At 48.8% G+C, this 25,997-nt stretch carries 20 protein-coding genes; 15 read left to right on the top strand and 5 right to left on the bottom strand.

Translation table 11 applies throughout. The features are described 5' to 3' along the window. The first annotated feature begins 71 nt into the window (after positions 1–71). The 7 genes from AC3WT9_RS15595 (at position 72) to AC3WT9_RS15565 (ending at position 7,776) form a co-directional block, all read left to right on the top strand. A complete protein-coding gene (locus AC3WT9_RS15595) occupies positions 72–965 on the top strand; it encodes a carbohydrate ABC transporter permease (protein WP_341097598.1) in 894 nt (297 codons plus the stop codon). Then, positions 965–1,801 carry a carbohydrate ABC transporter permease gene (locus AC3WT9_RS15590; protein ID WP_341091259.1) on the top strand — a complete coding sequence of 279 codons (837 nt, stop codon included), beginning with the start codon at positions 965–967 and terminating at the stop codon, positions 1,799–1,801. Before AC3WT9_RS15595 ends, AC3WT9_RS15590 begins: the two co-directional genes overlap by 1 nt. A gap of 29 nt (positions 1,802–1,830) precedes the next feature. Further along, the gene (locus tag AC3WT9_RS15585) at positions 1,831–4,569 is read left to right on the top strand and encodes a GH36-type glycosyl hydrolase domain-containing protein (protein WP_492407726.1); all 2,739 of its coding nucleotides are present in this window, start codon (positions 1,831–1,833) and stop codon (positions 4,567–4,569) included. A 122-nt stretch (positions 4,570–4,691) separates the two neighbouring features. Continuing rightward, positions 4,692–5,576, top strand: coding sequence for a hypothetical protein (locus AC3WT9_RS15580; RefSeq protein WP_341091262.1), 885 nt, complete (start codon positions 4,692–4,694; stop codon positions 5,574–5,576). Positions 5,577–5,681: 105 nt separating this feature from the next. Continuing rightward, positions 5,682–6,773, top strand: coding sequence for a 3-phosphoserine/phosphohydroxythreonine transaminase (gene serC / locus AC3WT9_RS15575; protein WP_341097599.1), 1,092 nt, complete (start codon positions 5,682–5,684; stop codon positions 6,771–6,773). Positions 6,774–6,933: 160 nt separating this feature from the next. Further along, entirely contained in the window at positions 6,934–7,398 is a 465-nt protein-coding gene (gene trmL / locus AC3WT9_RS15570) for a tRNA (uridine(34)/cytosine(34)/5-carboxymethylaminomethyluridine(34)-2'-O)-methyltransferase TrmL (RefSeq protein WP_076113061.1), read from the top strand. A gap of 123 nt (positions 7,399–7,521) precedes the next feature. Further along, positions 7,522–7,776: an AbrB/MazE/SpoVT family DNA-binding domain-containing protein gene (locus tag AC3WT9_RS15565; RefSeq protein ID WP_341091264.1), complete on the top strand. Its 255-nt coding sequence runs from the start codon at positions 7,522–7,524 to the stop codon at positions 7,774–7,776. Positions 7,777–8,139: 363 nt separating this feature from the next. Here AC3WT9_RS15565 and AC3WT9_RS15560 read toward each other — a convergent pair whose 3' ends face one another. Next, the gene (locus AC3WT9_RS15560) at positions 8,140–9,207 is read right to left on the bottom strand and encodes a phosphodiester glycosidase family protein (protein WP_492407725.1); all 1,068 of its coding nucleotides are present in this window, start codon (positions 9,205–9,207) and stop codon (positions 8,140–8,142) included. After that, a complete protein-coding gene (locus tag AC3WT9_RS15555) occupies positions 9,204–9,611 on the bottom strand; it encodes a hypothetical protein (protein ID WP_341091266.1) in 408 nt (135 codons plus the stop codon). Before AC3WT9_RS15555 ends, AC3WT9_RS15560 begins: the two co-directional genes overlap by 4 nt. 280 nt (positions 9,612–9,891) lie before the next feature. Between AC3WT9_RS15555 and AC3WT9_RS15550 the strand changes: the two genes are divergently transcribed. The 5 genes from AC3WT9_RS15550 (at position 9,892) to AC3WT9_RS15530 (ending at position 14,726) form a co-directional block, all read left to right on the top strand. Continuing rightward, complete coding sequence (locus tag AC3WT9_RS15550) at positions 9,892–10,548, top strand: response regulator transcription factor (RefSeq protein WP_038588414.1); 657 nt, start codon at positions 9,892–9,894, stop codon at positions 10,546–10,548. A 66-nt stretch (positions 10,549–10,614) separates the two neighbouring features. Continuing rightward, positions 10,615–11,832, top strand: coding sequence for an aminotransferase-like domain-containing protein (locus AC3WT9_RS15545; RefSeq protein ID WP_341377836.1), 1,218 nt, complete (start codon positions 10,615–10,617; stop codon positions 11,830–11,832). Positions 11,833–12,384: 552 nt separating this feature from the next. After that, complete coding sequence (locus tag AC3WT9_RS15540) at positions 12,385–13,047, top strand: HAD family hydrolase (protein WP_341377837.1); 663 nt, start codon at positions 12,385–12,387, stop codon at positions 13,045–13,047. Between the two features lie 188 nt (positions 13,048–13,235). Further along, positions 13,236–13,928, top strand: a complete 693-nt coding sequence (locus AC3WT9_RS15535; protein ID WP_341091270.1) for an ABC transporter ATP-binding protein — start codon at positions 13,236–13,238, stop codon at positions 13,926–13,928. Between the two features lie 24 nt (positions 13,929–13,952). Beyond that, a complete protein-coding gene (locus AC3WT9_RS15530) occupies positions 13,953–14,726 on the top strand; it encodes a hypothetical protein (protein WP_492407724.1) in 774 nt (257 codons plus the stop codon). Positions 14,727–14,729: 3 nt separating this feature from the next. Here the strand turns inward: AC3WT9_RS15530 and AC3WT9_RS15525 are convergent, their stop codons facing one another. Next, complete coding sequence (locus AC3WT9_RS15525) at positions 14,730–15,581, bottom strand: DUF2161 family putative PD-(D/E)XK-type phosphodiesterase (protein WP_341091272.1); 852 nt, start codon at positions 15,579–15,581, stop codon at positions 14,730–14,732. 231 nt (positions 15,582–15,812) lie between these two features. On the opposite strand from AC3WT9_RS15525, the gene AC3WT9_RS15520 reads away from it, so the two are divergent. The 3 genes from AC3WT9_RS15520 to AC3WT9_RS15510 all read left to right on the top strand — a co-directional run bounded on the left by AC3WT9_RS15520 (position 15,813) and on the right by AC3WT9_RS15510 (position 23,765). Beyond that, complete coding sequence (locus AC3WT9_RS15520) at positions 15,813–17,708, top strand: PrkA family serine protein kinase (RefSeq protein ID WP_038588431.1); 1,896 nt, start codon at positions 15,813–15,815, stop codon at positions 17,706–17,708. A gap of 436 nt (positions 17,709–18,144) precedes the next feature. Beyond that, positions 18,145–22,674, top strand: coding sequence for an S-layer homology domain-containing protein (locus tag AC3WT9_RS15515; protein ID WP_492407723.1), 4,530 nt, complete (start codon positions 18,145–18,147; stop codon positions 22,672–22,674). Between the two features lie 203 nt (positions 22,675–22,877). Continuing rightward, positions 22,878–23,765 carry an AraC family transcriptional regulator gene (locus AC3WT9_RS15510; RefSeq protein ID WP_492407722.1) on the top strand — a complete coding sequence of 296 codons (888 nt, stop codon included), beginning with the start codon at positions 22,878–22,880 and terminating at the stop codon, positions 23,763–23,765. Between the two features lie 347 nt (positions 23,766–24,112). Here AC3WT9_RS15510 and AC3WT9_RS15505 read toward each other — a convergent pair whose 3' ends face one another. Next, positions 24,113–25,507, bottom strand: a complete 1,395-nt coding sequence (locus tag AC3WT9_RS15505) for a SpoVR family protein (RefSeq protein WP_341091277.1) — start codon at positions 25,505–25,507, stop codon at positions 24,113–24,115. 224 nt (positions 25,508–25,731) lie between these two features. Next, entirely contained in the window at positions 25,732–25,995 is a 264-nt protein-coding gene (locus AC3WT9_RS15500; protein ID WP_341091279.1) for a hypothetical protein, read from the bottom strand. Between the last annotated feature and the right edge of the window lie 2 nt (positions 25,996–25,997).

Here is a 25,997-nt window from a genome sequence, read left to right as displayed (position 1 = left end):
TCTACGGATTCGGGGTCTGTTCAGTGCAGACCCCGATCATTTATTGAAATAGGATTGGGTAGGTGAGAGAAATGTATCCGTTTGGGAAAGGTTTAAAACGATATATCCCGCTTTTGCTATTAATGATTCCGCTATCATTGTACGTTATTTTCTATTTTGCCCCATCTATGATGACGGTCATCTATTCATTTACGGATATTACCAATGTTCCAGGCAGCAAGATGAATTTCGTAGGCCTTGACAATTATTATGATGTATTTTACTCCGGAAATTCAGGCGAGCGTGTGGATTCTATTATACGTACTATTTATTTCATGATCATTGTTACGATTATACAGAACGGTGTTGGACTTCTGATGGCTGTAGTCATCAACCAGAAGCTGAAGGGCGATTATTTCTATCGTGCGGTTTTCTTTTTACCGGTTGTGCTTGGTGTAGCGGTAGTTGCGCTGGTATGGGGCATGATGTTCGATCCTCTGAGCGGTCCAGTAAATCAAATGTATGATTCTTTGTTCGGTTATAAAGATATGTTCTTTGGAAGCTTTAGCCATGCGTTCGGTTATATCATATTCACGCAAATTTGGATGTACATGGGTTATTCGATGCTGATCTTCCTAGCGGGACTACAATCCGTTCCGAAAGATTTATATGAAGCCGGGTATATTGACGGAACTACGAAGTGGCAATCTTTCAAAAACATTACGTTTCCGCTTATCGCTCCCTCCTTCACGATTAATATAATCCTGTCAATTATCGGCGCAATGTCAACCTTTGATATTATTCTAGCCACTACAGACGGCCGCTTTAACACAAGAACGATGGCGTATGATGTGTATAAAGAGACATTCCGCGGTTCCCTGGAGATGGGGCTGCCTTCAGCGCTTTCCGTAGTACAGTTCCTAATGATTTTGGTGTTTGTTGTAATTGCTGTTAAACAAATGCGTAAGAGAGAGGTGGAGTATTAATGAAAGAATCCAAAACCGCCAAAACTCTCTCTTATATGCTGATTGCAGTATTGTTAGTTTTGTATATCCTGCCGTTGCTATTTGTAATTAACATATCCTTTAAGCCCTTTACTGAATATTTGCTGGACCCTATCGGTCTAGTGAAAAATATCCAATGGGATAATTACAAGGAAGCTTGGGTTCAGGGCAGTTTCTCTAATTATTTCTTAAACAGCTTGTTATATACAAGCGTTGCAACAGTGCTGACACTGATCGTATCGTTATTTGGAGCTTTCCCGGTAGCGAGAAATTATGTGAAGTGGAGCGGGTTTATTTATCTGTTCTTCTTGCTGTCCCAGTTCCTTCCGAATCCTATGGTCGCACAGTTTAAGTTAATGCTTACTATGAAGCAGGAGCTCGGTTTTGTGGGTTACGATACGAAGCTGGGTTATATTCTGCTGAAAACCGGCGGTACAGGCATCGTATTCATGATGTTCGTAGGCTATATAAAAGGAATTAGCCGTGAAATGGATGAAGCAGCCGGTATGGACGGTGCTGGTTACATTCGCTACTTGTTTCAAATTATCCTGCCGCTGATGAAGCCGGTAATTGCAACAGGCGTTATTCTAACGGCAATCAGCATCTGGAATGACTTCGTAGGTCCAGTCATGTATTTGCCTAGTCCGGAACATTACCCCATTACCTTCGGGCTTAAAGAATTCCGTGGCCAGTACGGAAATAACTGGCCTATGTTAGCGTGCGGTATTATGATCGTTTCTGCACCGCTTATCGTGCTGTACACCTTCATTCAAAAGTATATTGTTGACGGAGCATTGGCAGGTGCGGTTAAAGCTTAGGCAGATGTGTAAATGAGAGGATGAATACTATGGACCGTAACAAAATATACGGCTTCGAATTCACCGGTAACGATGGGGAATTCAGGCTTCAGAACCCGGATCGCAGCAGCTTTTTATACTTCCCTCTGGTAAATGAGGGAGGAATGATGTCTACTGTAACTCCAAAGCTTCACGGTCAGGCGACCACCGGGCATAATACATTTCTTACTCCGCCGTTATCGGTTGAGGACTTGCATACTTCACGGGCTTCACGCAACTTCTGGGTATATGCGGATGGAAAGGGAGCATGGTCTGCAACCGGTAACTCTGCTAAGCAAAATGCGGAATTCTATTCTTCTTCAGCTGACGAAGCCTTGCTGGAGGCGGGATTCTTATGGCATCGCATAACCCGCAGCAACGCTGTGATGGGCGTTAAGGCAGTGACGACCAGCTTTGTGCCAAGCGGTAATGATAAGATAGAACTAATGAAAGTAACGCTGGAAAATACAGGTTCAAAGACGCTTACACTGACGCCGACTGCTGTAGTCCCACTCTATGCCCGTTCTGCAGATGACCTGCGGGATCACAGACATGTGACTTCTCTGCTGAACCGGATATACACTTCGCCTTATGGTGTGGAGGTTCAACCGGCCCTTTCCTTTGATGAGCGCGGCCACCGCATAAACCATACCTCGTATGGGGTTTTTGGAGCGGAGGGTGACGGCAGTCAACCGGCAGGATTCTTTCCTGTTCAGGAGGAATTCATCGGAGAAGGCGGAAGCCTGGATTGGCCTGAAGCTGTTGTCCTTAATACTGCTCCGGACATTGGTAAAGGCGGGGGTGTGCAAAGAGAGGGCTACGAGGCGCTTGGCGGTCTGAGGTTTGATCCGGTATCCCTGTCTCCCGGTCAAAGCCATTCTTATGTAGTAATTATGGCCATTGAAAGTGAAAGAATAAATACTAATGCGTTGATTGGCAAGTACGGGACAGCTGAAGCCTTTGATCGCCTGCTGGAGGAAACGAAAGCCTTCTGGGCAGAGAAGGTGAATAGGGTACAATTTCAAACCGGTGAACCCGATGTTGACCAGTGGATGAAATGGGTGACAATCCAACCGGTGCTTAGAAGACTCTATGGCAACTCTTTCTTGCCGTATCATGATTACGGAAGAGGCGGACGCGGCTGGCGGGATCTTTGGCAGGACTGTCTGGCACTGCTTATTATGGAACCGGCAGAAGTGCGCAGCCTGCTGCTGAACAATTACGCCGGAGTAAGAATAGACGGCAGTAATGCGACTATTATTGGTCAACAGCCAGGTGAATTTATTGCAGACCGCAACAATATCCCCCGTGTATGGATGGATCATGGAGCGTGGCCGTTCCTGACGACGATGCTGTATCTGGATCAAAGCGGGGATTTGGACTTCCTGCTCCAGAAGCAGACCTACTTCCGTGACAGCTTTATGAGCCGCTGCAAGGAACGGGATGCATCCTGGAACACAACAGTTGGCAGTTCCCTTAGAACTGATTCCGGAGAGGTCTACGAAGGTACGATTCTGGAGCATATTCTGCTGCAAAATTTGGTTCCGTTCTATAACGTTGGCGAGCATAACAATATTTTGTTGGAGGGTGCTGACTGGAATGACGGGCTGGATATGGCGGCTGACCAGGGTGAAAGTGTAGCTTTTACAGCCTTCTATGCAAGTAATCTGAAAGATATTTCACAGCTGCTGCGCATCCTCAAACAATCCAAAGGTCAAGAAACCATTGAACTGGCGGAAGAGATGAAGCTGCTGTTTGATTCACTGGAGGAAAGTGTGAATTATGAGTCTGTATCAGCAAAGCTGGGAAGACTCGATCTTTACTATGCCTCAGCACCTAATAAGGTTAGCGGGAAGCGTATTGCTCTTGATACGGATAAAATAGCAGATGATCTGGAGAAGAAAGCCGCATGGATATTCAATCACTTGCGCAATAACGAGTGGTTGCAAAGTGAAAAGGGTGACGGCTGGTTTAATGGTTACTATAATAACGACGGTGAACAGGTGGAAGGCGAGTTCTCTGAAGGTGTCCGCATGACGCTTACGGGCCAGGTATTCCCAATTATGGGCCATGCAGCAGCGCCGGATCAGATTCCGCACATCATCTCTGCAGTTGAGCGTAACCTGCTGGATGCCAAAATCGGATACAGGCTCAATTCCAGTTTTGGAGGTATCCAGCAGAATCTGGGCCGCGCCTTCGGTTTTGCTTTTGGTCATAAAGAAAATGGAGCGATGTTCAGCCACATGACTGTAATGTACGGGAACGCGCTCTACAAACGCGGTTATGTGAACGAGGGTCATAAAGTTATGAAATCCCTTTACAGCCTAAGCTCGGACTTCGAAACGAGCCGGATTTATCCGGGTATCCCTGAATATATCAATGAACAAGGCAGAGGGATGTACACGTATCTGACTGGCTCGGCTAGCTGGCTGCTATTGACCATGGTCACTGAAGTATTTGGTGTTAAAGGCAAGCTTGGAGATCTGTTACTGGAGCCAAAGCTGGTAAAAGAGCAATTCGATACGGAAGGAAGAGCTTCGATTAATACAATTTTCGCGGATCGCGAATTTAAGGTGGTCTACAAGGCCGCAGGAAGCTTTAATTATGGAGAGTACCAAATATACTCTGTTTCCCTTAATGGCAGCGAGGTGACGCTTCAGCGCGTCTCAGGAGGTGTGGTGATTCCGCGTGCGGAGTTGCTCTCTCTGCAGACTGGGGAATGTCATCTAATCGAAGTGACATTAGCGTAATCTAGACAGGGAACAATCAAACGTCTGTACCGTTGCTTATTACGGTTGCAGGCGTTTTTTGGAAACATATGAGAGGTATGACTCCATTTCATTCTTGGTAAACAGAAAGGACGCGTTAATATATGGGTATCACGTTGTCAAATGATATTTTAACTGTTGAAATCGCTGATCTGGGAGCATATAAAGGAACCAGGTTCGACTGGACGGGCTTTATAACGCAGGTAACCCTGGAACAGGGGAAACATATGTTTTGCGTTCCGGAAAGCCTTGTGCCCGGGCAGGGTACTGGCGGTATTGGGCTATGTAATGAATTCAGCATTTCCCGGGCAATTGGCTATGACGATGCAGAAGTAGGAGAATGGTTTCCGAAGCCGGGAGTAGGGCTGCTGCAAAAGCAGGAAGATGCCCCCTATTTTTTTGCCGGAAGTTATCCGCTCATTCCCTTTGAGGTGATTGAAGAACACACTACAGATTCGGTTACTTATTCGGTGCAGCCGATGGAGTGCCGGGGATACAGCATGCTTTTAACCAAGAGGATCTCACTGGATGAAGACAGGCTGAACATCTCTTATACTCTGGAGAATAGGGGGTCTAAGGAGCTTCGGATAGAGGAATACAATCATAATTTTATTGGAATCAACGGTGGAAATGTCGGCTCAGGGTATGAACTGAGATTGCCGGGGATTGCCAGGGTAGAGCAGGCGGAGTCCAGCTATACGGAGGAATTGCTTAGCCTGACCGGGGATAAACTAAGCTGGAATAATGAACCTAATCGCTCCTTTTATTGTAAGCTTGGCGGTTGGGAAGCTGTTAGGGACTCCTTTTATTGGGAAATTACTCATCGGCCAAGCAGAGCTGGGATCAGGGAATACGGAAATTTTCAGCCGGACCGGATGGCGCTATGGGGCGAGAAGCATGTTATTTCGCCGGAAGTTTTTGCGGACATCAGCATTTTACCGCGTCACAGCAAGGATTGGAGCCGCAGCTATCAGTTTTTCACCATTTAAGCCTGGAGATTATACTTTCCATGTGAATAATTATACTTGATGGTGTGTTAGATTACTGCTATCATAATCTCTATCCATATTCGCAGGAGAGAAAGGGTGGGGGCAATTTTGAGCAAGAGAGCATACAATTTTAATGCAGGTCCGGCGGCGCTGCCGCTTGCAGTATTGGAACGCGCACAAGCGGAGTTTGTCGAATTCCGGGAAAGCGGAATGTCCATTATGGAGATGTCGCACCGTGGGGCGGTATACGAGTCCGTTCATAACGAAGCTCAGGAACGTCTGCTGTCACTCCTTGGCAATCCGCAGGGCTATAAGGTATTGTTCATCCAAGGCGGAGCAAGCACCCAGTTCGCCATGCTTCCGATGAACCTTGTCTCCGAGGGCCAAGTGGGCAGCTATGTCATGACAGGAAGCTGGGCAGATAAAGCCCTCAAGGAAGCCAAATTGGTTGGTGGCGCCCATGTCGCCGCATCCTCGGAGGACAAGAAGTTTCTGGCGATTCCAGAGCTTAGCAGCATCAAGGCAGCGGATAACGCAGCGTATCTGCATGTTACGTCGAATGAAACGATTGAAGGAACACAATATGCGGAGTTTCCGGATTCCGGCTCCATCCCGCTGATTGCAGACATGTCCAGTGACATTCTGAGCCGTTCCTTTGACGTGAATAAATTCGGACTGATTTATGCCGGCGCACAAAAAAATCTCGGACCATCAGGCGTAACTGTAGTTATCGCCAAGGAAGAGCTGATCGAGAAGTCGCCTTCCAATATCCCGACGATTCTGCGTTACGATACGCATTATAAGAACAACTCTCTCTACAATACGCCGCCATCCTTTTCTGTATACATGGTTAATGAAGTGTTAAAATGGATAGGGGAGCAGGGCGGGCTTGCAGGTATCGAAGTTAAGAACCGCGACAAAGCCGGGCTACTCTATAATCATATTGACGGCAGTGATGGTTTCTACCGCGGAGTTGCGGAACAAGGCAGCCGCTCCATCATGAACGTTACATTCCGGATGCAGTCGGAAGAGCTTGAGAAGCAATTCGTCAAGGCTGCCGAACAAGAAGGTTTTGTCGGTCTTAAGGGCCACCGCAGTGTTGGAGGCTTGCGCGCTTCCATTTATAACGCGGTTCCTTATGAGAGTGTTAAGGCGCTTACCGATTTCATGCAGCATTTCCGGCAAACTCAGGGCTAATGTATAAAAGCTTTTGAACCTTCCGCCTGCAGGCGGAAGGTTTTCTGCGTGACACACCACGCGCCGTGTATGATCTATAAGCGCCGCCCTCACCTTAGAGGATCTCCTTACTAACACATTATAGGGCTGTTAGAGCCTACAGAGAGGAAGCATTCACACTATGGCACTTCATATTGTGCTGGTAGAACCGGAAATTCCGGCGAATACCGGCAATATTGCCCGCACTTGTGCGGCAACAGGCACGCATCTTCATCTGGTTCGCCCCTTGGGCTTCCGTACCGACGACGCTACGCTGAAACGGGCAGGACTGGATTACTGGCACGCCGTAAATATCGAATATCATGATTCGTTTGGGGAAGTGCTGGAGAAGTATAAGGAAGGCCGATTTTTCTATGCTACAACCAAGGCCGAGAAGCGCTATACCGATTTTGCCTTTCAGGATGGGGATTTCTTCGTTTTCGGCAAGGAAACCAAGGGTCTGCCAGCCGATATTCTGGAAGCCGGGAAAGAAACGAGAATGCGCATGCCAATGAGCGATGCTGTCAGATCGCTTAATTTGTCAAACTCGGCGGCCATTATTGTCTATGAGGCGCTTCGCCAGCTAGACTTTCCACAACTTTTCTAAAAACGGACATGATTTTTTATTTATTTCAGCAGGATTCGACAATTGATTAACGAAATAGTTGAATAGTGCCGAAAAAGTAGTAGTTACTAATTATTAGTTGAACAGGAGAGGTGTAAGTTAGATATGAAACCTGCTGGCGTTGTTCGGAAAGTAGATCAGCTGGGTAGAATCGTTCTGCCTAAGTCCCTGCGTAAAAGGTATCAAATGAATGAAGGCGATCCGGTAGAAATTCTGGTACAGGGCGACCATATCATTCTGGAGCGTTACCGCCCCAAATGTGTATTTTGCGGATCAGTTGAAGGTGTAAGTGAATATAAAGATCGTTATATTTGTGCTGAATGTCTTGGGGAAATGACTCAACTTTCAAGACACGCCTAGAAATTACGCTTTCTCCTGCTGAAAGCAAGCAAATTTAATTGTACATAGTATGGCCGCAGCAGGGTGTCTGCCGTCCCATTACTAAAAAAAGCACCGCACAGATGTGCGGTGCTCTTTTTTGAAGCAGCGAATGCTTGGGTCCATCCAGGCTTTTTATAAGCCCTTGGTCTTATCGTCGTTGTAGGAGGAGGTTAGAATTCCGGTCAGGAACAGCAGAAATACCAGGGTTATGATCCAAAAGGTCAAGGAAAACGACATGCTGGACACCTCCATAAGGATCTGTATTCGTTATCCTGATTATAACCTGGTCTATATCAAAAACAAAAGAAAAATGTGAGATGCCGCACAGACAACTGGAAAAGGTTATCTGAAAAACAGGAAACTGGTTGGCACCTGGCGGAGATTCCCGTCCGATGGATTGTTAATAACCTTTCCTCTAAAGATCAGGGACGAAGATCCCCCGCCATCCAGATTGTAGGCATCGATCACACCCATGTTGTACAGCTTGTTCTGGATTTCCTCCAGCGTAGCACCGGAGTTGCCGTTTTCGTTGTAGCCGTCCGCCACGAGCACGAGAAGCTGATCATCCTTGTACTTGCCGATTACGGTGCGCGGGGCACGTTTGGGGCTCGTCTTCCACTTATCCGGGATCACCGTCTTGGTGTTGTTCTTCAACAGGACCGGGACAAAGGTGGCGCCGAACAGCGGCTCCAGCTGGTCGAGTTGTGTCCGGCTGAAGAATTTGCCGCCGATCAGCTGTCCTGATTTATTCAGGCCAACGAAGCTGAGATCCTTGTAACTCGGCTCGAATCCGTACAAATATTGGCCGCCTACAACGGTCGTGGACAAGGGATAACGTTTACCGCCCTTATCGGCAAACCCTCCGGCATTGATGCCGGCTGTTGCACCGTAACGGTTGACGGCGCGCATGGTGGTTTCAGCTCCGCCGGAGCCATCCTCGGCCAGGCTCATTTTCATGGCAGAAGCATCCTTCAGCTTGATTTTTAGGGCATAGGCTTTATAGTTACCGGGATTTAAGCGGTAAAGTTCGATGGTAATGCGTTCGCTGTTCACAATATCGGCAGGAATTCCCAGCCTGGCTGAAATTCTCCGGTTATAGATTAGCTCCGGGCGGGATGCCTGGGTTTTGGCGGTATTAACAATGGCATTCATCGCGTTTGTTGTTTGTTTGTAAAGCTGTGCACTGGCACCTATTGAATCTATGGTATAGGAAGCGGAGGCCTCGGCCAGCTTCAAATCATTCTTCAAAGAGGTTGTTAATTCAAGCGGCCCCGGGGCTGCAGCGAACTGTTCTGTGTTCAGCTTCAGGTCAAGCGGCGGCTGATACCACCACAGACAGAGCAATAACCCGAAGAAGGGAGCAGTCAGCAGCATAAAGAACCGGTTGACTCGTTGGACAGGGGTTCTCATTTCAGCAGATCCATCTCTTTCTTCAGGGCATCGAGTTGCTTGCGGACCTCGTTTAACTGGGTATACAGCTTGTTGCTGTTGTCTGTCTTGCTGCTTGCATTGTCTTTGGTAAAGGTGAGCAGTTCATTAAAGCTCTGAACGGTGCTCTGCAATTCCTTCACCTCTTCAGAGAGAACGGCGATTCGCGCTTCATAATCGGTCTTCAAAACGGTAAGCTGCTGCTGGCTTTGAGTGCCAAGTTCGCTCAGCACCTGCTGCTTTAGATGGTTGGTATAGCTGTACACGGCATAGAAGCCGAGCCCGATCATCAAAATCCAGAACAGTAAAAACCATTTTACGGAAGGGCCGCTTCTCGCTGCAGTACGGCGCGAGTGTACCGGGGTCGATTCCGCTAGCGGTTGCATTACATCACCTCAGGTTGTTTTTTTCAAGTCCCCATTCTATCAGACTTTTTGAGATTTCGCAAAAGTGAAAGAGAGTCGGAAAAAGGGAAAAAGTAATTGCATCCTGTTAAACTACTGCGATACAATTTCTATAGATTGGAATATCTGATGGGCGTATACAAGGTAAAAGAAGGAAGAAAGGATAAAAATGCAACCATCCTTGCATACGTAATAACTGGAAAACCCCGAGGCGTTGTTCACTCTGGGTAAATTATATAGATAGCAGGAGGTCAGGGAGTTAATGATGAAGGTGTGGCGGGGGATCATCGTGGGATGTCATCCCACAAGTATGCTTGGAACAAAATTGATTTTGGAGGAAGGGGGAGAGCTGGAAATTCTGGGGATGTATTCGACTTGGAACGAAGGCGTTTACAATGTGCGTGAAAGTCAGCCGGATCTGGTGCTGGCGGATTATCAGATGCCGGAAGGAAATGTGGAGAGCATTTTGCCGGAGATGAAGAGCAGTTCGCCAAATTCTCATTTCATCATCATGACGGAAGAAGAGGACAAGACTTTATTTCAGCCGCTGCTTGAGCTTGGGGCAAGCGGAATACTCTCCAAGGGAGCTTCTCCCCGCCAGTTGCTGCTGATGATTGACGGATTGCGGGAAGGTTTCCTCTCTATACCGTTTGACTGGATTGAAAAAGGATTTCGGCTGGCACCATCGTCACAGGGGCTGGATGGTGTCATGCAGCTGACCCAGACCGAGATGTTCATTATGGAGCGTATTGTGCAGGGAATCACTTATGATAAAATTGCACTTGAAATAGAGGTAAGCCGGCGTTCCATAGACAATTATTTGCGCAAAATTTATGTGAAGCTTGAAGTGTCGACGAGAGCGCAGGCTATCGAGAAGTTTGCTCTTTTCTCAAGGCAGAACAAGCAAATCTACGCATAGGACCACGCTAACGACATATTGCCGGCTGGGCTGGAATATTCTTGGTACCAGGGGAGGGGGGAACATATGAGATATGAGTTTTCTGCCCGCGCACATACCTTGCTGTCTTCACCGCTGTTGAGTATACGCACCAAGACGCGCCGGGGCACGTTGATTTCACTGGCGGAAGAGCTTCCGGCGGAAGAATTGTTCCCGTTGTCCTTGCTTGCCGAAACCGCGTCTACAGTCATCTCCGCAGATGCCGGGGCACTGCAGTACGGTGATCCGGAAGGGTACGGTCCGCTGCGGGAGTGGCTTACCGGGGATTGGCTGAAAGCCAAAGGTGTGGCTGTTGCCGAGGGCGGAGTTCTTCTGACAACGGGAAGTCAACAAGCCATCGATTTGCTGTCCAGGGTATACATAGATCCCGGAGACCGGGTTCTTGTAGAGAATCCCACCTCACCAGGCATTCTGCAGGCGCTCCGTATGCAGGGTGCGGTGATTATTCCTGTGCAGGGAGACAGGGACGGACTGCTGCCGGAGCATCTGCGTACCCAAATCCGGCAGCACCGGCCTAAGATGCTGTTTGCAACACCGAGCTTTACGAATCCAAGCGGTATTCTCTGGAGTCTGGCAAGACGCAAGGAGGTGCTGGAGCTGTGCACCGCCCATAACGTGCTGATTGTCGAAGACGATTCCTATGGTGATCTGCATTTTCAGCGTAATGGCCAGCATCCGTCCGTAAAATATCCGTCGCTTTATGCGCTGGAGAATGTAAGCGAGGGTGGACATGTGCTCTACATCGGTTCTTTCAGCAAAACGGTCGCGCCCGCTCTGCGGACGGGCTGGGCGGCAGGCAGCCGGGAGCTTATCGGCATGATGGCTGCCGCAAAGCAGATGGCCGACTGGCAGTCCAGCTCCCTAAATCAGCGGCTGCTGCATCATCTGCTGGATGTCACCTCTTTTGATCTGCGTGAGCATATTGCCCTCTTGAACCGGGAATACAATACCCGCCTCAAGCTAATGGCTGAACTGCTGAAGCGTCCGGCCTGGAAGAGCAGCACCTATAGTCTGCCGGAAGGCGGCATGTTTCTGTGGGTATCGCTGCCGGCTGGGCTGGATGCTATGGCACTGCTTAAGGCCTCGCTGGCTAAAGGCGTAGCTTTCCTGCCCGGCCCCCTGTGTTGTGTCAGCGGCGGCGGTAACCGCATCCGCCTCAACTTCAGCCATCCCGGCCGGGATGAGCTGCTGCTGGGCATGAACCTGATGAGTGAGGCCGTGACGGAGTTTACGGCCCGGAGCTGAGGGGAATGGGGTATTGATGACAACTGGGTTGATTGGTTAGAGTTTAAAGTTAGGGGTTGTAGTTTGTGACATATGCGGCTATGAGTAGCGTCTGCTGTATTTAGTACAATAGATTTCCCGTTTTTGGCAGTCTGATAGGATTCTGTTGCATTCTGTGCAGTAGAATTGGGCGAGAATGGGCTTTTTGGGTGAACGCGGGGGCGTGATCTCTACCCTATGAGCGAAATACGCGATAATTGCACTTTATACAGCTAAAACTCCATATGGATGGGCGAATGAGGAGATAGCTGCACTTCGTACAACTAAATAGATGTCATTCGGGCAAAACGGAAGGATTCGCCATTTTTAATTGTAGAGCATACAACTATATCTTTGAAACAACTATATTGCTCCCGAATAGCTGCACCAAATACACTTATCGAAACTCGAAGCAAGCAACCTAAACCAGCGTTCATACGTAGCAAACAACAATCAAGGGGTTGGCGGAGGTTGGCCGGAGTCAGCAGCAGATAACTCAATAATAAACGCGCTTAAGTGTGGAAGGGCAGGAAGATGGAAATTAAAGCGGTGCTCTTCGATCTGGATGGAACGTTATTGGACCGCGAGTCCTCTCTGGTCTCTTTTGTCCGCGATCAGTATGAACGATATCCACAATTTCAGTCTGTTCCTAAAGAAAAATTTCTGCAGCGGTTTGTCGAGCTGGATCAGAACGGTTATGTCTGGAAGGATAAAGTGTATCAGCAGCTTCTTGAGGAGTTTTCTATCCGGGAGCTAAGCTGGGCAGAACTTCTGAATGATTATCTGCATGGTTTCCAAGGACATTGCATCGGATTTCCTAATATGATGAGTATGCTTACAACATTAAAGGCAAACGGAATCAAACTCGCGCTGGTATCCAACGGCTATGGTCAATTCCAATATGATAATTTTCAAGCACTGGGAATCAGCCCTTTGTTCGATGAGGTGTTGATTTCAGAGTGGGAAGGTCTGCGCAAGCCGGACCCGGCGATTTTCCTTCGGGCATTGACGAAGCTAGGGGTTAAGGCGGAGGAAACGCTGTTTGTCGGCGACCACCCGGACAATGATATCCGGGCGAGCCGCGCCGCTGGCCTCAGAGCAGCATGGAAACAAAGCACACTATTTTCTACAGATATAGAGGCGGATGTAATATTTGAAGATCTTGAGGAATTAGTTCAGTATGTAATAATCGATTAAGATAATGGCAGTGTGCAGGCTAGTATTGGTGAAAAGGCAAGTCTTCCGGTATGGGGGGCTTGCTTTTTGTTTATGCAAATACATGGCATTTCAGCGCAGCTTGCAGGGATGTTTCGAGTACAGGAGTCTAATGGATTGGAATGTATATATATGGATATAAGAAAGACCGAATGAAGAGGAGGGGCAATGTGGGAAATGTACTGGAATGTGCGAATCTGACGAAAATGTATGGAAAAAAGGCTGCTTTAAACGGACTGAATCTGACAGTTCCCAAGGGAAGTATAGTAGGGCTGCTCGGGCCGAACGGGGCGGGAAAAACGACGCTTATGAAGCTGATCGTGGCTTTGCTGCGGAATTATAAAGGGACGATTACAGTCGGTGGACAACGTCCCGGTGTGGAAACGAAAAAGATTGTATCCTATCTGCCGGACAGAGAATTTCTGTATTCATGGATGAGTATTGAGGAGTGTGTTGATTTTTATTATCACGCTTTTGCCGATTTTCAGCGGGACAAGGCCTGCGGAATGATAGAGATGCTCGGATTGAATCTTAAAGATAAGGTGAAGTCCCTGTCCAAAGGAATGCAGGAGCGTGTGAGCTTATCGCTTACGTTTGCACGCCGGGCCCAATTATTCGTACTTGATGAACCCTTAGCGGCTGTCGATCCATCAACACGTGATAAAATCATGCAGATTATCCTGGATAATTTTGACCCTGACAGCTCCATTCTGATCAGCACCCACCTGATTCGCGATGTCGAAAGCCTGTTTACGCATATAGCGATTGTGGACGAAGGAAAAGTGCAGCTGCAGGGGAGCGTGGAGGAATTGAAACGGGAGTATGGCATGCCCATTGAAGATTTGTTTAAAAACATCGTTTAACCATTTGAGAAGGGGAGTAGTTACGTGATTCTAGTCCATCAATTTAAACTGGAGTGCAAAAGACATTTTGCAATGTTCGCCTCATTAACTGGATTAAGCTGCTTAATCAACCTGTATTTCCTGTTCAGCCCAGGCCAAGATCTGGCATTTCTGATTCTCACCGTAAACATGGTCATCGGCATTCTAATCCCGGTGTACATCTATGTGGATTATTACAAGGAATTCTTCACGGGTACGATGCCGGTTAATCATATGCTGCCTGTCAAGACTTCATCGCTGTTTCTGGTGAAATCGGCTGTTTTTATGCTCGGCACCATGGCGGTATGGTCGACGACATTGCTGGAGGTGTTTTTAAATCCTGATGGCTTATATCAGGCGAGGATTGCTGATTCGGCCAGTCCGGCGTTAGGAATCCTGTATCTGTTGTTGTCCAAGCTGTGCAGTATCCCTGCCGGACTGGCCTTAATAGGACTGGCGCTGGCTGCAGGCAAAAGACAACGCAAACCGTTATTAAGCCATCTCTGCATTGCTGTCCTGATTGTTGCGGTTGTTGCTGTCCAGTTCGCTCTGGTTATCCAGGACAGCTCGCACTGGAGCATAGGAACGTCGGCTAATGAGTCCTTCAAGCAATACGCCAATCTGCTGACGGTCAGTCCCATCTATCAGGAGCAGGCGGCCAATATTAACGATACGATCAGTTGGCAGTCTATTGGCATGAATCTGCTGGTCGCCTGTATTGCGGGCAGCGGGGCAGCCCTTCTGCTGAACGGACGGAAATATGAGCTGTACGGAAAATAAAGCTTAGGCTCGGCTTCCGGTGATGTTCGCATATTCGATCAGCGCCGCTGTTCCGGCGGCCGTGAGCGTGTAGCGGCCGCGCCCCACCCGGAAGAACCACCCATAGTAGTTCTTCTGCAGGAATGCGGCGGCGCCCGGCACGCCGCTTCTCTTGCGCAGCTCGGCGGGTGTGACGCCGAGCGGAGCTTTCGCCCGGCTGTCCGCAGCCGCCGGGCCTAAGGCAGACACAGCAGCGGCGTCCGCTGCTGTGTCTGCCCCTGGCGCGCCGCCGCGTCCGGCGCGCTTCCCGGCGAGGCCGGCCGCCGCAAGGGCGGCTTCGGCCTCTGCGGCCTGCAGCGCGAGCGCCACGCGCAGCGCCTTCTCGCGGTAGGCCGTCACGAGCTTGACGCGCGTGCTGCCGCCGGTGTTGTAGTCGCCGCTGCGCTCGCGGAACTCATAGAGCAGCCGCTCGCGCCGCCGTGTGCGGCTGCGGGGCTGGGGCGGCGCGTCGCCTGGCTCCGCGAGCACCTCGACCAGCGGTGCCTTGGTCTTGTAAAAGACCACAGTGATCAGCCCAAGGCCAAGGCGGCGGCATAGCCCGCTGAGTTCGCCCCAGCGCTGGTTCACCGCGCCTTTTTTGTCACGTACGCGCTCCACGGCGAGATAAACGTTGGGACTTAACCGCAGTCGTTCAATCCCCTGCAGCAGCAGGGCGAGGTTGAACGATTTTTTCATCTCCACGATCAGCGGCTGCTCCTCACCCTCACGCAGGCCAACCAAATCACAGGTCCGCACCTCGCCTTTGATGTCATAGCCTTGTCTCTCAAAAAAGCTCTTCAAAGGAGCATAAAGCTCCGTTTCATGCCTTACGGCCATATTTGTCACTCCTGTGTCCTAATGTTGCGTCCCCGCTGAATCAATGGCAAAGTGTCTGAATAAGCTTGGAGGACAAGCCCGCACTTTGTGCCGGTATTTTATAAGGGAAATCATGATTCTCTATTATAGCACAGCAAAAAAGAGGTAAACTATTCCCGGCTCGCCGCATAGGTATGTAATACACTTTTAAAGCTGTGGAGCAAGTAGGAGCGCAAGAGGAGGTAGCGAGCAATGGATATTTTTGAGCGTATAGCTTCGTATCGGGCTGAGAACGACCGTTTGGCGTGGAGCGGCACCTTCAAGGACTATATAGAACTGCTGAGAAAAGACCCCTCTCCCGCTAAAACAGCTCATTCCCGTGTATACGACATGATCAAGTCACACGGCGTAGAGGACATTAATGGACGCAAGCGGTATAAATTTTTTGAGCAGGAGATATTTGGACTCGACCGGGCGGTGGAGAAGCTGGTGGAGGAATATTTTCATTCTGCAGCCCGGCGTCTCGACGTACGCAAACGGATATTGCTGCTTATGGGACCAGTTAGCGGAGGGAAATCGACATTGGTTACGCTGCTGAAACGTGGCCTTGAGCAGTATTCGCGTACGGATGCAGGAGCGGTGTATGCCATTGAAGGCTGCCCGATGCATGAGGACCCGCTACATTTAATTCCGCTGGAGCTTCGCCCGGAGATCGAGAGAGAACTGGGTGTGCGGATCGAGGGCAATCTCTGCCCTTCCTGCCAAATGCGGCTGAAGAATGAATACCACGGCGACATCGAGCAGGTGAAGGTTGTACGGGTGCTGCTGTCGGAGGAGGAGCGGGTGGGCATCGGGACCTTCAGTCCGTCCGATCCGAAGTCGCAGGATATCGCTGACCTCACAGGCAGCATCGACTTTTCCACGATTACCGAATTCGGTTCGGAATCCGATCCGCGCGCGTACCGCTTCGACGGGGAACTGAACAAAGCGAACCGCGGAGTGATGGAGTTCCAGGAAATGCTCAAATGCGATGAGAAGTTTCTGTGGAACCTGCTGTCGCTGACCCAGGAAGGCAACTTTAAGGCCGGGCGCTTCGCATTGATATCGGCGGACGAGATGATCATCGCCCACACGAATGAAACGGAGTACAAATCCTTTATCTCCAACAAAAAAAATGAAGCACTTCAGTCCCGCATGATCGTCATGCCTGTACCGTACAACCTGAGAGTGTCGGAAGAGGAAAAAATCTACGCCAAGCTGATCGCCCAAAGCGACATGAAGCATGTGCATATTGCGCCCCACGCGCTGCGCGCCGCTGCGATTTTCTCAATCCTGACCCGCCTGAAGGAGAGCAAAAAGCAGGGGATGGACCTGATCAAGAAGCTGCGCATGTATGACGGCGAAGAGGTTGAAGGCTACAAGGAAGCCGACCTTAAGGAGATGCAAACCGAATATTTGGATGAAGGCATGTCAGGCATCGACCCGCGTTATGTCATCAACCGGATTTCCAGCGCCCTGATCAAAGGCGACCTGCAGTGCATGAACGCACTGGATGTGCTGCGGGCGATCAAGGATGGCTTGGATCAGCACCCTTCGATTACCAAGGAGGAGCGGGAACGGTATCTGAATTTCATTTCCATCGCCCGCAAGGAATACGATATTCTGGCCAAAAGCGAAGTGCAGAAGGCATTCGTATACTCTTTTGAAGAGTCCGCCAAAACGCTGTTTGAGAATTATCTCGATAACATCGAAGCCTTCTGCAACTGGGCCAAGATTCGTGATCCGCTGACAGATGAGGAGATGGAGCCGGATGAGCGGCTGATGCGCTCCATTGAAGAGCAGATCGGCATTTCCGAAAATGCGAAAAAAGCTTTCCGTGAAGAAATCCTGATCCGTATTTCCGCCTATTCCCGCAAAGGCAAAAAGTTCGAGTACAACAACCACGACCGGCTGCGGGAAGCGATCGAGAAGAAGCTGTTTACCGATCTCAAGGATATCGTCAAAATTACCACCTCCTCCAAAACGCCGGATGAAAGCCAGCTCAAACGGATCAACGAGGTATCCAGACGCCTGATCGACGAGCATAACTACTGCCCGATTTGCGCCAACGAGCTGCTGAAATATGTCGGAAGTTTGCTGAATCGGTGACCGCATTCATTAGGCACATTCTCCGAACAAGAAATCTGCAAGCTGCATACTTTTGTATGTAACTGCAACACTGCGGACTGCCATAAGGCGGTCCTTTTTGTGGTGTTTTTTTAAGTGAAATGTACTGCTGAACGTCCATTCAAAACGCTGAAGCAGACAACTGGCGCACGATACATGCTGAACTTGCCAAGGGGGCAACGGACCGTACAGCACAATATTTATGTACTTTGGGCTCATATACCCAGATTCGCGGACCATATAGTTCTTGTGATGCTGCAAATCTATCCGAAAGACACCAAAAATACATACAAAAGCCGACATTTTCATAGGAATATCAATTTTTTCTTATAGTCGAAATTTAGGAGATGATGTAATTTAATAGCGGATTGATCTTTTATTATCATTGGGGGGAAGAATGTTGTCGAAGAGGAAGATTTTGAAGAGAGGTTTTGCCTTATTACTCGTGATTTGTTTCACGATATCTCCGTACGCCTCCGTATTCGCCAGGACGGCTTCGGATATTTCCGGAAATTGGGCCGAACCGCTAATTAGCAAGTGGATGGAAAAAGGGTTCATCTCCGGCTATCCGGATGGCCGCTTTAAACCGGCCAATCCCATCACCAGAGCCGAACTGGTTTCATTAGTTAACAAATCCTTTGGATTTGTGGAGACCAAGTCCGTGGATTTCAAGGATGTGGCAGCTTCAAACTGGGTGTATCCGGAGGTGTTAAAAGCAAATGCTGCTGGATACATTAGCGGATATGGCAACGGCTCTTTTGGACCGGGCAACAAGGTTACCCGACAGGAATTAGCGGTCATTGTCAGCAAACTGCTCGGATTGGCTGCATCAGCAGATGCCAACTTCAGCGATACAGCAGATAGTCCGGCATGGTGCAAAGACGCCATCCGTGCAGTGCAGGAGAAGGGGATTATGCAAGGCTTTGCAGACAACAGCTTTCATCCGGGTGATGCGGCGACCCGCGCCGAGGCTGTAGTTATTTTGGATAGAGCTCTGGACATACATAATTCAGTAGTTAGCGTAACATACAGTACACCAGGGACCTATGGCCCTGAAGCAGGGAATGCCGCCACCCTTCAGAATGTTATCATCAACTCGCCGGATATTAAACTCCGGAATACGACGATCAATGGTAATTTACTCTTGGGAGAAGGTATAGCAGAAGGCGAAGCGGTCCTTGAGAATGTGATCGTCAAGGGGACGACTACTGTCTCCGGCGGTGGTGCTCACAGCATTCATTTTAACAAGAGCACTCTTGGCACGGTCATCATCGACAAAAAGAATGGCAGTGTAAGAATTGTGGCAGAAGGAACGACGACGGTTGCCAATCTGCAGGTTCAATCGGAAGCGGCGATTGAATCGATCACGGGGGCAGCTGTAGGTGCAGTAACCTTATCGAAAGAGCTGCCGGGAAATGCCAAGATAAGCTTGAAAGGCAGCTTTAAGGAAGTCAACATTCAAGCACATAATATTGCTGTAGATATTCCTGAAGGAACGATTCAGAGTCTAAACGTGGCTAAAGAAGCCACAGGCAATAAACTGAAGAATGAAGCCAGCATCACAACGATGAATATCAATACTGGCCTGGATGTTACAGGCAAAGGCAAAATTGACACTGCGGTCATCAATGCCGTAGGCATTACGATGGAAACTTCGCCAGTCAAGCTGGAAGCTGGTAAAGACAGCGGCTCCGATGTTAAGGTCAAGATTGGCGGTGTTGACAAGTCGGCTGTGACGCCATCACCGACAGCGGCAGGAAACGCTAATCCGGCACCGTCGACAACGGCAACCCCGACACCAGCCGCGACAGCCACACCAGCCGCGACAGCCACACCAGCCGCAACAGCAACGCCAGCCGCGACAGCCACACCAGCCGCAACAGCAACGCCAGCCGCGACAGCAACACCAGCCGCAACAGCAACGCCAGTGGCGACAGCAACGCCAGTGGCGACAGCAACGCCAGTGGCGACAGCAGCGCCAGTAGCGACAGCAACGCCAGTGGCGACAGCAACGCCAGCGGCGACAGCAACACCAGTGGCGACAGCAACGCCGGAGCCAACTGGAACACCGCCAGTATCGGGCGGCAATGTTAAGGGAAGTTTTACGTATGCAGACGGATCAATGGTTGGGGATGGAAAGCTGTATTTTTACAGGATGGAGAATAGAGTCGGAACTTCTTATAAGGTGGAGCTGGAGGACGGACGGTTTAGTATAGAGCTGCCGGACGGTCAGTACTATTTAAACAAGCTTTATATCCAGGAGAATCAAGAAACTATCGCTTTGTTCCATCCATTTAAGGTTGCAGATGGGAAGCTGGATTCAGGGATGCTGGAACTCAAGTTGTCTCCTAAATCGACAGGAACCATTCAATTTTCAGATGGCAGCACCATCAGCAATGGAAGCCTGAGTATCAGCAGTTCCAATACCAATCCTTCTTTAAATTACAGTGTTGATCTCCGGAACGGAGCCTTCAGTCTGTATTTGCCTGACGGCAATTATCAGGTCCATAGTTTATATAGTTCTGATATCCAAGAAAATATTGCATTGAACTATACGTTCACCATTACAGGAGGACACTCCACACCGAGTCCCCTAAGCTTTATAATACCTGCAGCTGTTACGGGAAAGTTCAAAAATTTCGACGGAACACCGGTTGCTTCCGGAACGATGAATGTGAGCCGGACGGATTCCGGCAACAATTCAAGCTATTTTGCCGGAATAAAGGAAGGACAATTCACTCTCTACTTACCGGATGGGGATTATCGTATCAATAATCTGTTTTCTTCGGATAATACGATGATGATGGGCGTCAACCAGACGTTCAGTGTGACCGGCGGCCAGACTAATCCGAGTCCGCTTGAAATTACGCTGCCGAAGCTGTTCAAGGGAACGTTAAGTTATTCAGATGGAAGTCCTCTAGGCGATGGTTCCGTGTTCGTGCTGAACACTGCAACAGGTGACAGGAATCCTAGCTACTCTTCCCAGGTGATTGATGGGCAATTTAAGGTCTACCTGCCTGACGGCACGTACCAGTTGAGTGAATTCCATAATGCAGATAATTCTGAGAGAATATCACTGGACTACAGCTTGACCATTGCGGGCGGTCAATCTACTCCTAATCCAATCAAGATTGTCGTTCCCAAGAAGCTTACGGGAACCATTGTAGATGGAGACAACCATCCGATTGATTCAGGGAAACTGTATGTGTACAGTACGACCAGTCCCAAAGTCCAGTATAATGCGGATATCAAAGACAGCAGGTTCGCGCTCTTTCTGCCGGACGGTACTTATCAGGCAGAAATGTTCTACGACGCACAAAACAAGAGGACCCCACTCAGCTATTCATTCACAGTAACGGAAGGACGTACTGTTCCAAGCACTCTATACATTGTCGTTCCTTCGGAAAATGTCGCAGGGACTGTAAAGTATTCGGATGGCAGAGATATTGAGGATGGTACGCTGCACATTACTAAGCGAAATATTTCAAATCCTATTTCTATCGATGCCCAAGTGGAAAAAGGATCTTTCAGGCTCTATCTTGAGGATGGAGATTATGAGATCATCAGTCATTATAGTAAAGACAACAAGGAATCGTTACTGATCTCCTATAAGTTCAAAGTAGTGAATAAGAAAAGCGTGCCTGCACCATTGTCTGTAGTTGTGCAGCTCAAGAACGTAACGGGGACGTTGCAATTTGAGGATAGTTCAACAATAAAGGATGGATTTCTGTCCATTACGGAAGAGACCACCCAAGCCTATGTAACGATTCAAGTGAAGGACGGGAAGTTTAGCTCTTATCTGCCTGACGGCAAGTATAAAGTGCACAGATACAACGTCATAGGCTCAGAGGGGAACATGTATCTCACCTACAACTTTACGGTAGCCGGAGGGAAACCGGTCCCAGCTCTGCTGGATATTAAACTCCCCAATTATAATGTAACAGGTACACTTAAATATCCGGACGGGTCTGCGGTTCCCGATGGCATATTGTTAGTCAGAGGTCAGACGGCAGGAGCCAGAGCTACTGTGGCTAAAGGACAATTTACGCTTACCTTGGCGCCGGGTAAATATGATGTGTACAGTTACAACGATTCAGCTATTCCGGCCTACTCGTTCGAAATTGTTGATAAGCAAATGAAAATCCTGGATATTACCATCCCTTTCAAGAGCGAGATTAAGGTAACCTATGCTGATGGTGCAGCACTTGGTATGAGCTACTTAAATATTAGCACTGATGGAGGGACATATACGAGCTACGGTACTTCTTCACAAAATGGCGTATTCAGTCTTTATCTTCCCGATGGAAAGTATAAGATATATAGCGTAACCGTTAATGATACCAGCAAGAATATTCCATTATATACTGGCATCACTGTAACAGATGGACATCTTTACCCGCAGCCGTATATTCTGAAGCTTCCTCCAAAAGTTTCGGGCTCAATCATTAATGCAGATGGAACACCAATTGCTAATGGAACAATCTTTCTCCACAGTGGGGGGAGCAGCGATTCTAAGCCATACTCTGCTATAATCAAAGACGGACAGTTCTCCTTGTATCTCCCGGAGGCTGACTACACAGTGGATAAATTTACTGACGAAGCCAATCAGAAGGACATTAAAATCTACTATTCCTTTAGTGTTGCAGCTGGACAGTCAGTGCCCAATCCACTTGTGATTACCGTGCCTGTGGAGTATTCCGGTACAGTTACCAAAGGCGGTAAACCTATGACTGGCGTTGTTCTATACTTGCATGACACTGACAACAACAACTCGTATTCAGGACAAATAAAAGACGGGAAATTCACCGTACTCTTGCCTGACGGAAACTACCAGCTCGATAGGGTCAATGACATGAATAACTTCAAGGATTATACGCTCAATCTGAAGTTCAAAGCATCAGCCGGAGTCGTAGATCCAGTGGACACTCTGAACATTACGATTCCTTAAGCAGATCTCCTGCACGGCAACACAATATGCTTACAAGCATCAAGCATCATATATACAACAGGCGAGCCTACGGTATACGGGGCTTGCCTGTTGTTTTTTTAACGTGTGCTGCCGAGCAGTATTCTTTAGCAAACGAGGAACAGCCCGCTTGCAAACTGCTTGTTATAATGAAATCACCGTACGGGGAAAGGCTGGGTGATTCATTGAATTACAGCAAGGATATTGAGAGATGTATCGATTATATTGAGGAAAATATTAAAGACAACCTGACTGCTGAGAAGATTGCCGCCGAGGCCGGATATTCGCTATATCATTTTAGCCGGGTATTCAGCCTGTGCAAGGAGATGTCTGTAATGGAATATGTACGGAGCCGGAAGCTGTCACTGGCAGCGGTCGAATTGTTCAGCGGGCGGAGAATTATTGATATTGCGCTGGAGTATGGCTTTGAGACGCCAAGCGGTTTTACCAAGGCGTTTCGTAAGGCCTATGGCTATAGCCCATCACAGTATGCGTCGCGTATGGACGGTTATCTTCAGGGCGGTTCTGTTGTCAAAATCGGAGGTTATTTAATGAATCCTGTTATTATGCATAAACCTGCCTTTAAGGTCGCTGGTTACGGTATTGAAACCAATGTGGCCGAAGGCAATTATACCAAGGGCATCGCTTCTTTCTGGAGCCATTATGAAGGAGAGAATCTGGAATCCAAAATGTATGAAATTCTCGCACCCCCAAGGCACGGAGAAGTCGGATTATGTGTTCCAGCTGCTGAGAGCGGAAACGCCACTTACCTGCTTGGCGTGATCGTTGACGATTTTAGCAAGGTGACCGATGAGATGCTGACAGTTGAAGTGCCTGAGGCAGCCTATGCGGTATTCACCACACCGCCCGTGGATACATCGGGGGATAAGGAGCAGAAGGATTTTGCTCAGGTGATCAAGAGTACCTGGAAATATATCTTTGAGGAATGGTTCAAGGACAGCGGGTATGTCTATGACGAAGGCAAGCTAGATTACGAGTTCTACGACGAACGCTGCCATTCCAGGGTGGATACGGTGATGGAGATTTATGTTCCGGTGAGGGCGCGACTATAAAAAAGTAATACGTTGGCAGGCAAAGGCTGCTTGGTGAATGGGCTTCACTGCGCGAATGTTTGGACTTCCGGCCGCTGTTAAGGTTGGATTTCTTGATTTGAGCCGCTGTGCAGCGGTGAAAATCCAACCTTAAAGGCGGACGCTATTGCTCCTGCAGTTCCAAAATTCTCTCCGTTACGCTCACCTCCACAGCCTTTGCCTGGTTATTATTCCTATTCTTAAGGTCGCTGTGGGTAGCGACCTTAAGAAAGCCCGCTCGCACTAAGTATGTGCTCGCGGGCCATTCCTTTTTTAGATCGCCTGCAGCTATGTGCAGGCGACCATACAAGCAGGGTAACACCAATCTACTATACAAACTTCCGTTGCACCTTTTTACCATCATAGGTAAAAAGGGCTTTTTTGTCTTCCACCACGGTTTGGAGGTGCACGGTCCGGCCCCAGAGGGCATAGATGTGCGGGAGCGTGCGTTCCAGGTATTTCAGGTCCAGCTCAATACTCTCGTAGCGGTGGGCGATCAGCAGTTCGCCATTGCGCTCGTAATCTGCGTCCTGAACAACAAGGTAGGGAGAGCCGCCGTTGACCCGGGCAAGCACAAGCTGGTCGCGTACATTTTCCCAGGCCTTGTCGGTAATTTTCCATTCCGGTCCTTTTTTCTCAAAGACATAGAGGTCGAGGTCATTGACCAGCTCTTTGGAGAGGTAACTGCGGATAAATGAAATGTCCGAATCCAGTTCACGTACCTCAAACATTTTGTCGCGGTCCCAGCGGCGTTCGATGTCTTCAAAGATTTTCAGCCCCAGATAGTAAGGGTTCAGGCTCTGGCGCGAAGGCTGCACGACCGAGGAATTGAGCTTCGAGTATTCAATGGTCTCCTCCGGAGTCAGGTCCAGCTCGCGCATGATCCGCTGATGCCAATAGGAGGCCCAGCCTTCGTTCATGATCTTGGTCTCCATCTGCGGCCAGAAATAGAGCATTTCGTCACGCAGCATCGTCATAATGTCGCGCTGCCAGTCCTCCAGCACGGTCGAATACTGCTGGATGAACCAGACGATATCCTTCTCCGGCTCAGGCGGGAAGGCCCGTTTTCCTGCGGTTTCCGCTGCCTGTGGCTCTGCTGAAGCCGGATCCAGATTCCATAGCTCGCTATAAGGACTTGGTGTAGCGGTACCGCCGGCTGGGGCATCCTTACGTTCCTTCATCTTGGCTTCCAGCAGATGGGTTTTGCCCAGCTTGCGCGGCTGGATCAGGCTGGGGTCAATATGCTCCTGTATGGCCAGTACGGAGTCAATGAAGCTCTCTACAGTATCCGTTCCGTAGGTCACCGAATAGCCGGCAATCCGGTCGGCAGTGGCTGACATGCTCTCGACCATATCCCGGTTGGACATAGAGAAGCGCATGTTGTTCTTGAAAAAATCGCAATGCGCCAGCACATGCGCGACGATCAGCTTGTTCTGGATCAGCGAGTTTCCGTCCAGCAGGAAGGCATAACAGGGGTTGGAGTTAATGACGAGCTCATAGATTTTGCTAAGTCCAAAATCGTATTGCGATTTCATTTTGTGAAACGTTTTTCCGAAGCTCCAGTGTCCAAATCGGGTAGGCATTCCATAGGCCCCGAACGTGTAAATAATATCGGCAGGACATATTTCATAACGCATCGGGTAAAAATCCAGCCCAAATCCGGTCGCAATCTCCGTGATCTCGGCAATCGCCCGCTCCAGCGCTTTAATCTCATCCCCGGGCATGAATCCATCGCTCCTTCCAGCTTGCTGTGTTTGCTGCAACCTATTCCGGCTAGACCGCAGAGGTTCCGTTAGATCGGTTCTGTTCTTCTTAATGTATATGGGAGGAGGGGAGGGAGTATGATGGTGGGAATCGGGAGTTGGATAAATAGACTTCATGTAAATTGGAGTATGTAATCGAAGGGTAAAAAAATAGCTTAACAATAAACAGTCAGTTTATTGTTAAGCTATTCTTCATCTGGATCGGTTCCCCAAAACACATAATGAGACATTCCAGTATTAGCAAAGTAACAAGCATCAACATACACTTCACGAAGATCTTCATCAATCCTATATATAATGATCACATTACCGATTAACACCCAGTAGTATCCGTTAAACTCAAAACCAGGGAAGTCAGAAACTCCATCAGCTTTGTATTTGGGCTCATCGGCCGATACAGACTTAGAACGCCTGAAGACGTTCATGGGGTCTACTTTATATTCCTTCATGC

The sequence above is a fragment of the Paenibacillus sp. EB106-06-01-XG199 genome (assembly GCF_058791575.1).
The sequence above is the reverse complement of the archived record's forward strand: the minus strand, read 5'-3'. Positions and strand labels throughout refer to the sequence as shown.

What these genes read in the sequence shown, in the direction of transcription:
- AC3WT9_RS15595 (WP_341097598.1), top strand. Translation starts at nt 72, where the DNA reads ATGTATCCGTTTGGGAAAGGTTTAAAACGATATATCCCGCTTTTGCTA.
- AC3WT9_RS15585 (WP_492407726.1), top strand. Translation starts at nt 1,831, where the DNA reads ATGGACCGTAACAAAATATACGGCTTCGAATTCACCGGTAACGATGGG.
- AC3WT9_RS15545 (WP_341377836.1), top strand. Translation starts at nt 10,615, where the DNA reads ATGAGATATGAGTTTTCTGCCCGCGCACATACCTTGCTGTCTTCACCG.
- AC3WT9_RS15580 (WP_341091262.1), top strand. Translation starts at nt 4,692, where the DNA reads ATGGGTATCACGTTGTCAAATGATATTTTAACTGTTGAAATCGCTGAT.
- AC3WT9_RS15560 (WP_492407725.1), bottom strand. Translation starts at nt 9,207, where the DNA reads ATGAGAACCCCTGTCCAACGAGTCAACCGGTTCTTTATGCTGCTGACT.
- trmL (WP_076113061.1), top strand. Translation starts at nt 6,934, where the DNA reads ATGGCACTTCATATTGTGCTGGTAGAACCGGAAATTCCGGCGAATACC.
- AC3WT9_RS15500 (WP_341091279.1), bottom strand. Translation starts at nt 25,995, where the DNA reads ATGAAGGAATATAAAGTAGACCCCATGAACGTCTTCAGGCGTTCTAAG.
- AC3WT9_RS15505 (WP_341091277.1), bottom strand. Translation starts at nt 25,507, where the DNA reads ATGCCCGGGGATGAGATTAAAGCGCTGGAGCGGGCGATTGCCGAGATC.
- AC3WT9_RS15525 (WP_341091272.1), bottom strand. Translation starts at nt 15,581, where the DNA reads ATGGCCGTAAGGCATGAAACGGAGCTTTATGCTCCTTTGAAGAGCTTT.
- AC3WT9_RS15540 (WP_341377837.1), top strand. Translation starts at nt 12,385, where the DNA reads ATGGAAATTAAAGCGGTGCTCTTCGATCTGGATGGAACGTTATTGGAC.
- AC3WT9_RS15520 (WP_038588431.1), top strand. Translation starts at nt 15,813, where the DNA reads ATGGATATTTTTGAGCGTATAGCTTCGTATCGGGCTGAGAACGACCGT.
- AC3WT9_RS15565 (WP_341091264.1), top strand. Translation starts at nt 7,522, where the DNA reads ATGAAACCTGCTGGCGTTGTTCGGAAAGTAGATCAGCTGGGTAGAATC.
- AC3WT9_RS15550 (WP_038588414.1), top strand. Translation starts at nt 9,892, where the DNA reads ATGATGAAGGTGTGGCGGGGGATCATCGTGGGATGTCATCCCACAAGT.
- AC3WT9_RS15555 (WP_341091266.1), bottom strand. Translation starts at nt 9,611, where the DNA reads ATGCAACCGCTAGCGGAATCGACCCCGGTACACTCGCGCCGTACTGCA.
- AC3WT9_RS15590 (WP_341091259.1), top strand. Translation starts at nt 965, where the DNA reads ATGAAAGAATCCAAAACCGCCAAAACTCTCTCTTATATGCTGATTGCA.